Genomic DNA, 14,838 nt, shown 5'->3' on the forward strand with positions numbered 1-14,838 from the left:
TTAATCTTTTGGAATGCTTGCTTTTATATCCATTAGTTTTTGATATTCCTCTGGTGATACAACTTCTAGAGTTGTTTGTCTATTTATACCAAAAGGTTCATCAGAAAAAGGTTTCTCATACTCATGTTCTAAGGAGTGTCTTAAAACAAAATCTTCCATATCTGTTCTCGTTATTTCACCTTTCAGATACCGCTCGATCATCAAACTCGCCATTTTACCTGCAAAACGACTACCGAAATACCCATTTTCAACGAATACTGCAACTGCGATTTTCGGATTGTCTTTTGGTGCAAACGCTACAAAAATAGAATGGTCTGTCAATTGGGTTTTCTCTCCATTAATTATCGCGTAATTTTCAGCAGTACCAGTTTTACCACATATTTCAATACCTGGGACTTGTACATATTTTGCGGTTCCTTTATTGTACACATCAAACATACCTTGTACTACAGGTTCAAAATGCTGTTTATCTATAGTTGTATGCTTAGGTGTTGTAAAATTTGTAGGTATTGAATCACCTTCAATATCCTTTATTATATGTGGTGTATAATAATAACCTCTGTTTCCAATTGCTGCAGCCATATTAGCTAACTGAATTGGTGTAGCTAGTACTTCCCCTTGTCCTATTGCATTTGAAATAGTGAATGTAGTATACCATCTGTTTTTACCATACCCTCTATCATATGTTGCTGCGGTTGGTACTTTTCCAGGTTGACCAACAGAAAGGTCATTATTCAAATAATTTCCAAGTCCAAAACTTTTAATATGCTTACTCCAATTATCCATTCCTTCTGCCGGACTATCGTACTTATCAATAATCTTTCTGTAAACATTAGCAAAATAGGCATTGCAAGATTCATAAATACCTAAGTTCATGTTAGCTGGACTTCTATGCACATGACAGCCCATTTTTCTGTTGCCGTAACGATATCCCATTGAACAACTAAAACGGTCTTCTGTTGTAACCACGCCTTCTTGCAGGGCTATTAATGCATTAAGTGTTTTAAAAGGTGAGCCAGGTGGGTACATTGCCTGTAAACTTCTGTCAAAGAGAGGTTTTGCAATACTATCATTATATAGTTTAGTGAAATTTTTAGAACGATTTCTGCCAACTAATAGATTAGGATTGTATGATGGACCAGAAACCATGGCTAAGATTTCACCTGAACCAGGTTCAATAGCAATGATGCCTCCTCGTTTATTCTTCATGATTAATTCACCATAAGCCTGTAATTTTGAGTCAATGGTGATTTTAATATCCTTTCCCGGTACAGGTAGCGTGTCTAAAGTACCCTCCTGAAAAGGACCAATATCTTTATTAAATCTATCTTTTTGTATAAATTTTATACCCTTTACTCCTCTCAATGTTTTTTCATAGGTTTTTTCAACACCTTGCTTACCGATGAGGTCACCCATATTGTAATAAGGTTGTTTTGATATAATACCTCTGTTTACTTCACCAATATCTCCAAGAACATTTGCTCCAATTGTTGTTTGGTAAGATCTTAGGGAACGTTTTTGAATATAAAAGCCTTGATATTTCCGCATTTTTTCTTGTAGCACAGCATAATCCATTTTTGATAATTGTGCCACAAATGGTGATGGTAGTCTTGGTGAATATCTAGTCGCTTTATCTAGTTTTTTGTTATAATCTTCTATTGAAATTTTAAGAAGATTACAAAACTCCTCAATTTCGGTAGAGTCCAATGGTTCAACATCCCGTGGTATTACCATTACATCATAAGAGGGCTGGTTAGCAACTAATAATTTACCATTTCTATCATAAACATATCCTCGTTTAGGGTAATTATACTCTTTTTTTATAGCGCTATCTTCAAAAACATCATACTCGTAGCCACCATAGACTTGAAGGTAAAACAAGCGTGCTATAAATATTATTCCAACAAAAATAACAGTGGTTAAGAGTAGTAGTTTTCTCATTTTTTATCTCTACTGAATAAAACTATAATTAATATACTAAGCAGTATGGTAAAAATACTAGAGAATAACGTCTTTTTTAATATTATTAGTACGTAAGAAATGTTAAATACTTCGAGAGAAAAAAGCATGAAATGATGTAAAAGTGTACCTGCTCCAACATAAGTGATAAGACTTCCTAAATCAGTATTATTGAATTTAATGCTTTGATGCTCATATAACATGCCAAATGACATCTTTAATAATAATGGCCTTGCATATGCTAAAGTAATTGATGCAGCAGCATGCACACCACCTGAATCTGAAAACATATCAACTAACATACCTAATACAAAACTAACTAGTAGTAAGACTATTCTGCTATCTCTAATCGGAAATAGAAAAATAAATACGATATAGATGTATGGGTTAATAAAACCAAAGAAATTAATATTATTACATATAACTACCTGAACAAATAGTAATAAAATAAACCTAAGACTTAGTATGCCGGTAAAACTAGTCATCAATACTATTTTCTAGGTTAAATATTTCTTCTCTATCCAAATTTTCAATGATATAAACTGTACCTAAATTTGTCATATCATTAAATAACTTAACTTCAATATTATAAGTGTCTCCACTTATATCTGTTTCAAATTTTTCAATTGTGCCAATACCTATGCCTTTTGGAAAAATAGCAGACTGACCACCTGTTTCAATAGTGTCACCAATTTTAATAGGCGCAAATTTTGAAACATCTACTAGTTGTGTAAAATAAGGTGATTTACCATTCCACTCTAATGATCCAAGATGATTAGTTGCTTTGATTTTAGCATTGATTTTACTGTTGGTATTTAATATTGATAATACCGTAGCATAGTTGTTTGAAGTGTTATCAATGATGCCTATAATACCTTTTGATGATATAACACCAAAGTCTTGTTTTATACTATCCTTTTTGCCTCTGTTTATAGTTAAGTAATTGTCAAATGAAGAATAACTGTTTTTGTATACTTCTGCAGTAATAACTTTATACATTGTTCTTAAAAGTGAAGAATCTATATATATAGAATCATTTGATCTACTGAGATTTAGTAACTGATTTCTAAGGTGTGTATTTTCTTCGGCTAAGATTTTGTTTTTATCCTTAAGGTTGAAATATTTTCCTATTGAATTGAATGTGCCATACACTCCACCAGTCAATGCATTAGCTGAATTAATAAATTTACTTCTGTGATAAGAATGAGACTGAATAGTAAGGGTCAGAGAAATACCAAAAAGCAACAAAAACAATAGAAAGGTCTTGTTTCGTATAACAAAATTGATGATTTGTTGCATTATTTAACCCTTATTTAATCAATACGCTTTTGTATTTAGGTAAGTTTTTTAGCACTATCCCTGTACCTCGTACAACTGCTCTAAGAGGATCTTCTGCTATATAAACTGGTAAATCGGTTTTTTGTGATAAACGTTTGTCAAGTCCGCGAAGCATTGATCCACCACCTGCTAAATAAATACCAGTATTATAAATATCTGCTGCCAATTCTGGTGGTGTCTGAGATAAAGTTTCCATTACTGAATCTTCAATTCGCAATATAGATTTATCTAATGCCTTGGCAATTTCACGGTAAGATATTTGAACTTGTTTTGGCTTACCAGTTAATAAATCACGACCTTGAACGCTCATATCCTCAGGTGGCAATTCTAAGTCTTCAGTTGCGGCACCTATTTGGATCTTTATTTTCTCAGCAGTTCTATCTCCAACATATAAATTATGCTGGGTGCGCATATAGTATATTATATCATTTGTAAATACGTCACCTGCAACTTTAACTGATTTATCACAGACAATACCACCTAAAGCAATAACAGCGATTTCAGTTGTACCACCACCTATATCTACAATCATATTACCTTTTGGTTGCATAATATCAACTCCGATACCAATTGCTGCAGCCATAGGTTCATGGATAAGATATACTTCTTTACCATTAACCCTTTCACAAGATTCTTTAACTGCTCGCATTTCAACTTCAGTAATACCAGAAGGGATACAAACCACCATTCTAAGTGCAGGGTTGAAAAACTTCTTTTTTAAGGCTGGGATATTTTTAATAAACAGACTTATCATTTGCTCAGAGGCATCAAAATCTGCAATTACTCCATCCTTTAAGGGGCGAATCGTTTTTATATTTTCGTGAGTTTTTCCTTGCATCATATTTGCCTCTTTACCAACAGCGATAATTTTACCGCTAATTCGGTCTCTGGCAACTATAGAAGGACTATCAACTACAACTTTATCGTTATGTATAATAAGTGTGTTTGCGGTACCTAAATCAATTGCGATTTCTTCAGTAAGGAAATCAAAAAATCCCATGTGCTATTTAATTATTTGGGTTACTCTTTTCTCAAGTTTTACGACTATCCGTAAATGTAATAAATAATACGTTATTTATGCGATTAAAGACGTCGTTTGACCAATTATTTTTTAATGTTTAAAATGACGCGTTCCTGTAAAGACCATAGCAATATTATTTTCATTACAATAATTAATGCTTAATTCATCTTTAATTGATCCACCAGGCTGAATGACTGCTGTTATACCAGCATTATCAGCAATCTCAACACAATCTGGAAATGGGAAAAATGCATCACTTGCCATAACAGCTCCTTCTAAATCAAAATTGAAAGTTTTAGCTTTATGAATCGCCTGATTTAAAGCGTCTACTCTGCTTGTTTGTCCTGTGCCACTAGCACATAATTGTTTGTTTTTTGCTAATACTATGGTGTTGGACTTAGTATGTTTGCACAATTTTGAAGCAAAAATTAAATCTTCCAACTCATGTTGCGAAGGAGTAGAATTTGTAACTGTTTTTAAATCGTCTAAACTGTCTGTTTTAGCATCTCTTTCTTGAACCAATGCTCCGTTTAAGCAAGTTCTAACGGTTGTTTTAGGTAATTCTATATCATTTAAAATTAAAAGAATTCTGTTTTTCTTTCCTTTTAAAATTTCTAAAGCATCATTACTAAATGAAGGTGCAATAACAACCTCACAGAATAATTTATGAATTTCCTCAGCAGTTGATTTGTCTATTTCCGTATTAGAAATTAAAATCCCTCCAAATGCAGAGACCGGATCTCCTGCTAGTGCATCCACATAGGCTTGATGGATGGTATCTCGTTGTGCAAAACCGCAGGCATTATTGTGTTTCAAAATGGCGAACGTTGGGTCCTCACCTTTAAATTCCATTATTAAATTTACAGCAGCATCTACATCCAACAAATTATTATAACTCAATTCTTTACCATGGAGTTTAGTAAACATGGCATCAAAATCACCAAAGAAAAATCCTTTTTGATGTGGGTTTTCTCCATAACGCAATACCTTACCATTGGTTTCGCTAATTTTTAAAACAGCTTCCTCATGCCCTTTATTAAAGTAATTAAAGATGGCCGTATCATAATGTGACGACACATTGAATGCTTTAGCTGCGAATTGTTTTCTGTCTTCGTCTGAAGTTTCACCATTTTTAGCTTCAAGCAGTTCTAAGAGTTCGTTGTAGTTATCAACAGAAGAAACACATGTTACATCAGCATAGTTTTTGGCTGCAGCTCTTATTAACGAAATACCACCAATATCTATTTTTTCAATAATATCTTGATTGCTAGCACCAGAAGCCACAGTTTTTTCAAAAGGATACAGGTCAACAATCACTAAATCAATTTGTGGGATTTTAAATTCCTCAAGCTCTGCAACATCACCATCATGATTTTGACGATTTAGAATGCCACCAAATACTTTTGGGTGTAATGTTTTAACTCTTCCACCTAATATTGAAGGATAAGACGTCACTTCTTCAACAGGTACAACATTAATACCTAAATCTTTTATGAATTTTTCAGTTCCTCCTGTAGAGTATATAGTTACATTAAGGTCGTCTAATTTTTTTACGATAGGTGCTAATCCATCTTTACTAAATACAGAAATTAGTGCCGATGAAATGGTTTTGTTGCTCATAGTGTTGTGTTGTAATTTTAATGCGCCAAAAATACGGATAATCAAAATGAATTTCTTGTTGATTTTAGCAGTTTATTAAAGTTTTTTGTAACAATGAATTGTTGAAAACGTCTAATTAATAAATAGAGAAAAAATAGTCAATCTATGTTAGTCTATCTTAGGGTTTTTAAAGAGAGTTTTTCTTTTGCTTTAAATGCACTTAGAAACAACAAATTACGTACGTTTTTGTCGTTACTTGGAGTAACAGTTGGAATATTCTCTATAATTGCTGTTTTGGCTGCGGTAGACTCTCTTGACAAAAACATAAAGGAAAATCTTTCTGGATTAGACAAAAACACTATTTATCTTTCAAAATATTCTTTTGGTCCAACAGACGTGCCACGCTGGAAGCGAGATAATTATCCGCAAACTGATTACGATGATTATGAATTTGTAAGACGAAATGTGCCTGATATAGAAGAGTCTGCATATGTAATTTTTGGTGGAAGTGAAACTATAAGATATCAAGCTGAAACACTTACAAATATTAATATCACTCCAATTTCTCATGGGATATATATTATAGATGATTTAAAAGTAGAACAAGGACGATTCTATACTGAATTAGAATCTGATACAGGGGCACCTGTTATTGTTATTGGTACTAATTTGGCTGAAAATTTGTTTGATAAAGCAAATCCAATTGGTAAGGTTGTGAGGGTTTATGGTAGAAAGTTAACGGTTATAGGCGTATTGAAAAAGTATGGCGCAAATTTAGGCGATTCACCTGATGATAAGGGTTTTGTACCAGCAAATTTTGTGAGGCAATTTAGGAATGGTGGTGTAAACGGTTTACCAGGTGCAGTAGTTATTAAACCAAAAAAAGGTATTGATATAGGTGGTTTTGAAAGTGTCTTAAAACAAAAATTTAGAGCATACAGAGGATTAAAGGCCGGTGAGGAAGATGATTTCTTTGTTAATAAACTCTCTGGTTTAGTTTCTTTTATTGATGCAATTATTGCTGGGCTAAATACTGTTGGTTGGGTTATTAGTGGTTTCTCTTTATTGGTAGGAGGTTTCGGTATTGCGAATATAATGTTTGTTAGTGTTAAGGAGCGTACTAATTTAATAGGTATTCAAAAATCGCTAGGAGCAAAGAACAAATTCATATTGTTCCAATTTCTATTTGAAGCAACAATTCTTGCTGTTGTTGGTGGATTAGTAGGACTATTTCTTGTTTGGATTATTTCTTTAATAATGAATGGCTTTGTTGAGGACTTTAAATTTGTATTGTCCTTTGCAAACATGTTTCTTGGATTTGGGTTATCTACTTTAATTGGATTAATTTCTGGAGTAATTCCTGCATTTACAGCTTCTAATTTAGATCCTGTTGAGGCCATTAGAACGGGAATGTAATTATAAAAAATATATTTAAGCTTTTTGTAACATCATAATAGTTGAAAAGCAATTATATTTAAGCTTTTCAAAATAATTATGCTCGTATATCTACGTTTATTTAAAGAAAGCTTTTCATTTGCCTTTAATGCTTTGCGCAATAATAAGCTTAGGACATTTTTATCCTTGCTCGGAGTAACTATTGGTATCTTTTCTATTATTGCAGTGCTGGCTGCAGTAGATTCACTAGACAAAAACATAAGAGAATCACTTAGTGCTTTAGATAGCAATACAATGTACTTGGCGAGTTTTTCATTTGGTCCAACAGACGTACCAAGGTGGAAACGCGAACAATTCGAAGAGATATCCTATAATGAGTATAAATATTTAAAGGCTAATCTTAATGATGCCGAGCATGTTGCTTTTCAATTATTTGTAAGACGCGAAAATATTAGGTACGAATCAGAACAGGTGAGTAGTATTAATACCGTTGTCGTATCAAATGAATTCACTGATATCCAAGTATTAGAGTTTGAAAAAGGTCGCTTTTATAATGAGTCTGAATCTAATGCCGGAAGACCAGTAGTTGTGATAGGTTCAGAAATCGCTAAATCACTATTTGGAGATTTTGAGCCAATCGGAAAGAAAGTAAGACTATATGGACAAAAATTTACGGTTATTGGTGTTGTGAAGAAGGAGGGGTCAGGTCTTTTTGGTGACAGTAATGATGTTTCAATTTTTCTTCCTGCTAATTATGTTAGAAAACGATTTGGTGATAATAATAAGAACTTTAGAAATATTATAATAATTAAACCTGAAAAGGATGCTGATATAGCTGGTTTAAAGGCAGAAGTTGTTCAGTTAATGCGAAACCGTAGAGGGCTAAAACCAGATGAAATCGACACCTTTTTTATCAGCGTAATTTCTGGTTTACAAGATGCTATAGATGGTATTATTGGTACAATGAATTTAATAGGTTGGGTTATTAGTGGCTTTTCTTTGCTTGTTGGAGGCTTTGGTATTGCTAACATAATGTTTGTGAGTGTAAAAGAGCGAACAAACCTAATCGGTATCCAGAAATCACTTGGTGCTAAAAATAGATTTATTTTATTTCAATTTTTATTTGAAGCTATTATTTTGGCTATAGTTGGTGGTATCGTTGGTTTATTTATGGTCTGGATTGGGACGATTATTGGCAATAATATTACGGATGATTTTGAATTTGTACTATCCTTTAGAAATATGCTTCTAGGAATATCAATATCTTCATTTATTGGATTAATTTCTGGATTAATACCGGCACTTTCAGCATCAAGATTAGACCCAGTAGAGGCTATAAGAACAGGTATGTAGACTATTCTAGTATTTGAGCAACCTCTTTACATATAAACTCTAAGAAACGTTCGTCGGCTTCAGTAAATGGGTTCGGAGTATTAGAATCTATATCGATCTGACCAATGTTTTCACCATTGACAAAAATAGGTATCACAATCTCTGCTTTTACGGTAATGCTACATGCGATGTAGTTGTCTTGAGCAGATACATCTGGCACCACAAAGTTTTGATTACTCACGGCAACTTGTCCGCAAATTCCTTTTCCAAATGGGATTATGGTATGATCTGTAGGTTCACCCACATATGGCCCTAGCTTTAGCTCGTCTTTATCACCATTTTTAAAATAAAAACCAACCCAATTGTAGTATTCCACGTGATTTTCCAATAACTCACAAAGTTTAAGTAGACGTTCGTTAACAGTTAGCTGTACTCGATCAATAATGGATTTTACTTCTGGTTTTAATTCTTCTAGATTCATATAGGTGAAAAACTTTTGGTAAAAGTATTCAAAATGCGCTATTTTAAAATACAGTTTTATAAATTTAACAACAAACTAACATTACCCATTTTTTGAATTCACTTTTAATAAAATATAAACTTGTCATTCGGTTTATTATAACATTTTTGTTGGTCTATACCGTACTGACAATAGGTTATAAAATATATTTGAGTAAATCAGATGGTTCTATTTATTATCCAGATTATGCTACACACTTAGTAGCTAATCAAACTGAAAACTTACTAGATAGTATTGGTTACGATTCACAAGTTTTACCGCATGACAATGAACCATCAATGAAGATAATTATAAATGGAAAATTCGTTGCTCGTGTAATTGAGGGCTGCAATGCATTGAGTATTATAATTTTGTTTCTTTCATTTGTTATTGCATTTGCTGATAATTTTAAAACTACCTTTTTATATTGTTTGGCAGGAAGTATCATTATCTACGCTTTCAACCTGATACGAATTGTAATTTTATCAGCCGGCTTATATCATTATCCATGGCGTCGTGAAATTTTGCATACTGTCATATTTCCCTTAGTCATTTATGGTACTGTGTTTCTGTTATGGATGTTTTGGGTAAACAGGTTTTCAAAAAAGAAAAGAGCCAATGCATAGAGCAACAAAATATATCATCTTGTTTATACTCTTTATGTTGCTTGTATTGGTACGTGCATATGAAAATGTTCTTTTTTATGATCCTTACCTAACTTTTTTCGAAAATGACTATTTATACATGGATAGTCCCAGAAGAGAAATAGCAAAATTGGTCTTTTTTACTAGCTTAAGATATTTTGTAAATACTATCATTTCCTTAGGCATATTATATGTTTTTTTTAGTGATAAGGGAATTATTAAATTCTCTGTTATAATTTATGGTGCTGCCTATATTTTACTACTAATTCCGTTTTTATATTTTGTGATTAATCCAAGGCAAGAGGACTATTACTTATTCTTTAATATCAGGCGTTTTTTAATTCAACCATTGTTGTTGATACTTTTATTGCCAGCCTTTTATTATCATAGGTTGAATCGTTAAGACAAACATAAAACATATATCACCTGTTTATTTATTTTGTACGTTTGCATTGTGAAAGTATGTAGTTTACATAAGGGCTTTTCTTTATTCTTAGCATTTTTAGTGCTTTTTTCAACATTGTCCTTTACAGTTGAGAAACACTATTGTGGAGAACACCTTGTTGATACGGCTATTTTTAGTGAAGCTAAAAAATGTGGCGGTATGGAAGCGGAAGATACTATTTATGTAAAAAAACCTTGCTGTAAGGATACAGTAGACATAATTGAAGGGCAAGACGAGCTATCTGCAAAAGATTTTCAATCTTTTGATAAAGATGTATATTTCACGCTGGTATCTTATGTGTATAGTTACACGTATCTTTTTGAGACGTCAGTTAAACCGATTATACCTCATAAAAACTATGCCCCACCCAATATCATCAAAGACATACACGTTTTAGATGAAACTTTCCTTATTTGATTAAGAAGTAACAATCCAAAAAATTAAAGGAGCACTATACAGTGCGTTTGTTATTTCTATAATTAAATCATGAAAAAATATTTATACATTTTATTTATATGCTTAGCATATACGAGTTATGCACAAGAGCAATTAGAGGGAATTATTTTAGAAGCTAGTAGTTCTGAAGAGATTCCTTTACAAGGTGCTAACGTGTTTTGGTTAAACTCTACTGTTGGAGCTGTTTCAGCCGAAGATGGTACATTTTCATTACCATATAAATTTTCTTATAACAAATTAGTAATCAGTTATATTGGTTTTAAAACGGATACTCTTAATGTTAATGAGAACCGATACATAAAGCATGTTATGCAACCTTCTGATGAGTTAGATGCAGTAACAGTGACCTCACGCAAACAAGCAACAACAAAGTCTTATTTAAAAGCTACTAACACATTTACAGTTAGCAGCGATGAATTGTTAAAAGCAGCATGTTGTAATCTATCTGAAAGTTTTGAAACAAATCCATCTATCGATGTCAATTTTGCAGATGCTGTTACTGGTACAAAGCAAATAAAAATGTTGGGTTTAAATTCACCATATATATTAATTGCAACCGAAAATATTCCGGCTATTCGAGGTGCATCGCAAGCATATGGTTTGAGTTTTATTCCAGGAACTTGGGTAGAGAGTATTCAGATTACCAAAGGAGCAGGTAGTGTGGTGAATGGGTTTGAAAGTATTGCAGGACAGATCAACGCAGAAATGGTTAAACCTACCACAGATAGTAAGTTGTTTGTTAATGCATATGCTGCTGTAAATGGCCGATTAGAATTAAACACACATATTAACCAAAAAGTGTCAGAAAGATGGAGTAGTGGATTATACATTCATGGAAATCTACGAAATCAGAAGTTTGACAGAAATGACGATTCATTTTTAGATGTTCCGTTAAAAGAACAAATCAACATAATGAATAGGTGGCAATTTACAAATCCAGAAAAAGGGATTGTTAGTTTTATAAACCTTAGGTATCTTAATGACAATACTCAATCTGGTCAAGTTGATTTTGACCCAGAACGCGATAAGGGTACCACAAATTTTTGGGGTAGTGAGATTGATACAGAACGTTTTGAGGTAACAACCAAACTAGGTTATGTTAATCCTAAGGTGCCATACCAAAGTTTAGGTTTTCAAACCGCATTTAGCCATCATAAGCAGGAGTCATATTTTGGATTGAATCTATATGATATTAGGCATACTAGTTTTTATTCTAATTTGGTATATAACAGTATAATTACAGATTCCCGTCATAAGATTAAAACAGGATTAAGTTTCACTTATGATTATTATGATGAGTTGGTGAATACAAATACTTACGAACGCACAGAGAACTCCTTTGGTGGTTTTTTTGAATATTCTTATGACGATTTAGATAAGCTAACATTGACAGCTGGTATAAGAGCAGATCAGCACAATAGATTCGGGTTTTTTGTAACGCCACGTTTACATGTGAGGTATACACCATGGGAAAAAGCTGCACTTAGAGCGTCGATTGGTAGAGGCATAAAGAGTGCCAACATTTTTGCCGAAACACAGAATATGTTTTCTAGTTCAAGACAAATCAATATTATAGATTCTGGTGGTAAGATATATGGCTTAGACCCTGAAATTGCATGGAATTATGGTGTAAGTTATTTACAAGGCTTCAATTTATTTGATCGAAAAGCAGACATAACTTTAGATTTTTATCGTACCGAATTTCAGAATCAAGTAATTACGGATTGGGAAAATCCATTTCAAATTAGTTTTTATAATCTTGAGGGTGAAAGTTATGCCAATAGCTTTCAACTGGAGTTTAATTTCAATGCATTTGAAGGTTTCGATTTAAGAACAGCATATAAATATTACGACATTAAAACGGATTATATTTCTGGTAAGCTAGAAAAGCCATTGATTCCCAAAAACCGTTTGTTCGCTAATGCCTCCTATGAAACAAAGGCAAAGAAAAATGGGGCGCAGTGGAAATTTGATGCCACTTATAATTGGTTAGATTCACAACGTTTTCCAAGTACTGATTTGAGTTCACCAGAATTTCAATTAGGTGAATATTCGCCCACAATTGGTACGTTAAATATGCAAGTGACAAAAGTATTCTCTTCAAGATTTGAAATATATTTGGGAGGTGAAAATGTTACTAATGTGAGACAGTCTAATCCAATTATAAGTCCAGACGATCCCTTTGGTTCAAATTTTGATAGTAATTTTGTATACGGCCCAATATTTGGAAGTATGTTTTATACTGGGCTCAGATTTAGAATAGATTAGAATAATTAAAAAATAAAAACATGAAAAATTTAATAACAGTTATTGCGCTTTGCCTTGGTTTGTTTGCTTTTTCGCAAAATAAAAATGCTAAAGCCAGTATGGAAGTAGATGGTGTTTGTGGTATGTGTAAAGAACGTATTGAAAAAGCAGCAATAAGAACAAAAGGTGTGAAGTCTGCGGTTTGGAACGTGGATACTCATGAGTTAAAATTGATTTATGATGAGCGGAAAACCAATCTTAAAACTATTGCACAAAAGTTAGCAGATGTTGGGCATGATACTAAAGAAATAAAAGCAACAGAAGAGGCCTACAATTCAGTTCACCCATGTTGCAAGTATAGAGATAAAGATGTGGTTAAAGACCATGAAAGTGAGAATGGAAACGGAAATTAAGTAAAAAGCCTGAAATTAAATTCAGGCTTTTTTTATAAAGCACCTATATACTATAAAAGTCTCAAGTGAACTTCTTTGTCGTTTTATTTATAACATTAAAACAGATTCGTATAAATTATTGAATATAAATATCTTAGGATGCCTTTGGTTTTCTTATCTTTAATACATCACTGACAAGTAGATTGTCATATTCGGTTATTACTTATTTAGATTGTCATATCCTAAAATTTAAAATCAATAAGCACATGAGTTTACTTAATGTTTGTGTTTTCGGATCTTCGAGAAAAAAACAAGAAAAAAGAGTGCCAATTCACCCTGATCAATTGGATTGGATAGATCAAGACCTTAGAGATCATTTGTTTTTTGAAGAGGGCTATGGTTTGCCTTTTGGAATGAATGACTCCGAATTAAATAAAATGAGTGCTGGCGTTCTAAATAGGGCTGAGCTTTTTCAGCATTGTGATGTTGCATTGTTAGCTAAACCAGTACAGGAAGATTTTGAAGATATGAAAGAGGGAACTATACATTGGGGCTGGCCGCACTGTGTGCAACAAAGACGTATTACACAAATAGCGATTGATAAAAAGCTGACACTTATTGCCTGGGAAGCTATGCATCGATGGTCAGCTCACGGAGATTGGCAAATGCATATCTTTCAACATAATAATGAAATAGCAGGATATGCAGGTGTACATCATGCTATGAATTTGATGGGAATCGATGGAAACTACGGGCCAAATCGTAAAGCAGTTGTGATTAGTTTTGGTTCGGTAAGCAGAGGTGCCATACGTGCACTACAAGCTAGAGGTATACAAGATATTACAGTGCTCACTCAACGACATTATTTCCTGGTAGCCGACCAAATGGCCGGAGTTAATTATTATCAAATTGATGAAGATAAAAATGATAATCTTATAGCTTTACATCCCGATAATACATCTCATCCGTTTGTTGAAGAATTAACTGATGCAGATATTATTGTGAATGGCATGCTTCAAGATACAGATCACCCTTTGATGTTCGTACCTGAGGATCAAAATAATCGACTGAAACCGGGTTGCTTAATTATTGATATCAGTTGCGACGAAGGTATGGGGTTTTCTTTTGCTAAACCTACTAATTTTGAAACACCGATATTTAAGGCAGGAGAATTATTTTATTATGCGGTTGATCATACGCCTTCATATCTATGGAATGCGGCTAGCTGGGAAATATCTAATAACCTTATTCCTTACTTACCCATAATAATGGGAGGCCCTGAAAAATGGAACCAAAGCGAAACTATACGTCGAGCTATTGAGATTAAAGATGGAATTATACAAAATCCAAAAATCACCTCTTTTCAAAATAGATCAAGTGAATATCCCCATATTGAAATTTCTGCCTCCACCTAACAATGTATTTTTTTGAATACAAAAACGTGAATAAGCATAAAATTATAACAACAAAAAGCCCTTGATTCTCATCAAAGGCTTTTAATTTATTATTGA

Annotated in this window: 14 protein-coding genes; 8 read left to right on the forward strand and 6 right to left on the reverse strand. The window is 33.1% G+C overall.

Annotation, left to right across the window (positions count from 1 at the left end; genetic code table 11):
• From mrdA to purH, 5 genes are all read right to left on the reverse strand, one after another.
• Window positions 1–1,941, reverse strand: coding sequence for a penicillin-binding protein 2 (gene mrdA / locus ACFWV9_RS02195; RefSeq protein ID WP_411893597.1), 1,941 nt, complete (start codon window positions 1,939–1,941; stop codon window positions 1–3).
• Complete coding sequence (locus ACFWV9_RS02200; protein WP_411893598.1) at window positions 1,938–2,444, reverse strand: rod shape-determining protein MreD; 507 nt, start codon at window positions 2,442–2,444, stop codon at window positions 1,938–1,940. The genes mrdA and ACFWV9_RS02200 overlap by 4 nt, the downstream gene beginning before the upstream one ends.
• Window positions 2,437–3,258, reverse strand: a complete 822-nt coding sequence (mreC, locus tag ACFWV9_RS02205) for a rod shape-determining protein MreC (protein WP_411893599.1) — start codon at window positions 3,256–3,258, stop codon at window positions 2,437–2,439. Before mreC ends, ACFWV9_RS02200 begins: the two co-directional genes overlap by 8 nt.
• Window positions 3,259–3,268: 10 nt before the next feature.
• Window positions 3,269–4,297 (reverse strand): rod shape-determining protein, encoded by a 1,029-nt coding sequence (locus ACFWV9_RS02210; RefSeq protein WP_114300653.1) that lies wholly within the window; start codon window positions 4,295–4,297, stop codon window positions 3,269–3,271.
• 111 nt (window positions 4,298–4,408) lie between these two features.
• Window positions 4,409–5,938, reverse strand: a complete 1,530-nt coding sequence (gene purH, locus ACFWV9_RS02215; RefSeq protein ID WP_411893600.1) for a bifunctional phosphoribosylaminoimidazolecarboxamide formyltransferase/IMP cyclohydrolase — start codon at window positions 5,936–5,938, stop codon at window positions 4,409–4,411.
• Between the two features lie 144 nt (window positions 5,939–6,082).
• On the opposite strand from purH, the gene ACFWV9_RS02220 reads away from it, so the two are divergent.
• Together ACFWV9_RS02220 and ACFWV9_RS02225 are read left to right on the forward strand one after the other, a co-directional pair.
• Complete coding sequence (locus ACFWV9_RS02220) at window positions 6,083–7,333, forward strand: ABC transporter permease (RefSeq protein ID WP_411893601.1); 1,251 nt, start codon at window positions 6,083–6,085, stop codon at window positions 7,331–7,333.
• Between the two features lie 78 nt (window positions 7,334–7,411).
• Entirely contained in the window at window positions 7,412–8,665 is a 1,254-nt protein-coding gene (locus ACFWV9_RS02225; protein WP_411893602.1) for an ABC transporter permease, read from the forward strand.
• Window position 8,666: 1 nt separating this feature from the next.
• Here ACFWV9_RS02225 and ACFWV9_RS02230 read toward each other — a convergent pair whose 3' ends face one another.
• Window positions 8,667–9,125, reverse strand: coding sequence for a GAF domain-containing protein (locus ACFWV9_RS02230; RefSeq protein ID WP_411893603.1), 459 nt, complete (start codon window positions 9,123–9,125; stop codon window positions 8,667–8,669).
• Between the two features lie 149 nt (window positions 9,126–9,274).
• On the opposite strand from ACFWV9_RS02230, the gene xrtF reads away from it, so the two are divergent.
• From xrtF to ACFWV9_RS02260, 6 genes are all read left to right on the forward strand, one after another.
• The gene (xrtF, locus tag ACFWV9_RS02235; RefSeq protein ID WP_411893786.1) at window positions 9,275–9,769 is read left to right on the forward strand and encodes an exosortase family protein XrtF; all 495 of its coding nucleotides are present in this window, start codon (window positions 9,275–9,277) and stop codon (window positions 9,767–9,769) included.
• Window positions 9,762–10,190 (forward strand): exosortase F system-associated membrane protein, encoded by a 429-nt coding sequence (locus ACFWV9_RS02240; protein WP_411893604.1) that lies wholly within the window; start codon window positions 9,762–9,764, stop codon window positions 10,188–10,190. Before xrtF ends, ACFWV9_RS02240 begins: the two co-directional genes overlap by 8 nt.
• Before the next feature lie 117 nt (window positions 10,191–10,307).
• On the forward strand, window positions 10,308–10,649 hold the full coding sequence (locus ACFWV9_RS02245) for an HYC_CC_PP family protein (RefSeq protein ID WP_411893605.1): 342 nt from the start codon (window positions 10,308–10,310) through the stop codon (window positions 10,647–10,649).
• 69 nt (window positions 10,650–10,718) lie between these two features.
• The gene (locus ACFWV9_RS02250) at window positions 10,719–12,956 is read left to right on the forward strand and encodes a TonB-dependent receptor domain-containing protein (RefSeq protein ID WP_411893606.1); all 2,238 of its coding nucleotides are present in this window, start codon (window positions 10,719–10,721) and stop codon (window positions 12,954–12,956) included.
• Between the two features lie 20 nt (window positions 12,957–12,976).
• Window positions 12,977–13,348: a heavy-metal-associated domain-containing protein gene (locus ACFWV9_RS02255; RefSeq protein ID WP_411893607.1), complete on the forward strand. Its 372-nt coding sequence runs from the start codon at window positions 12,977–12,979 to the stop codon at window positions 13,346–13,348.
• Window positions 13,349–13,593: 245 nt separating this feature from the next.
• Window positions 13,594–14,742: a N(5)-(carboxyethyl)ornithine synthase gene (locus ACFWV9_RS02260; protein WP_411893608.1), complete on the forward strand. Its 1,149-nt coding sequence runs from the start codon at window positions 13,594–13,596 to the stop codon at window positions 14,740–14,742.
• The last annotated feature ends 96 nt before the right edge of the window (window positions 14,743–14,838 follow it).

The sequence above is a fragment of the Winogradskyella sp. A2 genome (assembly GCF_046762865.1).
GTDB lineage: Bacteria > Bacteroidota > Bacteroidia > Flavobacteriales > Flavobacteriaceae > Winogradskyella.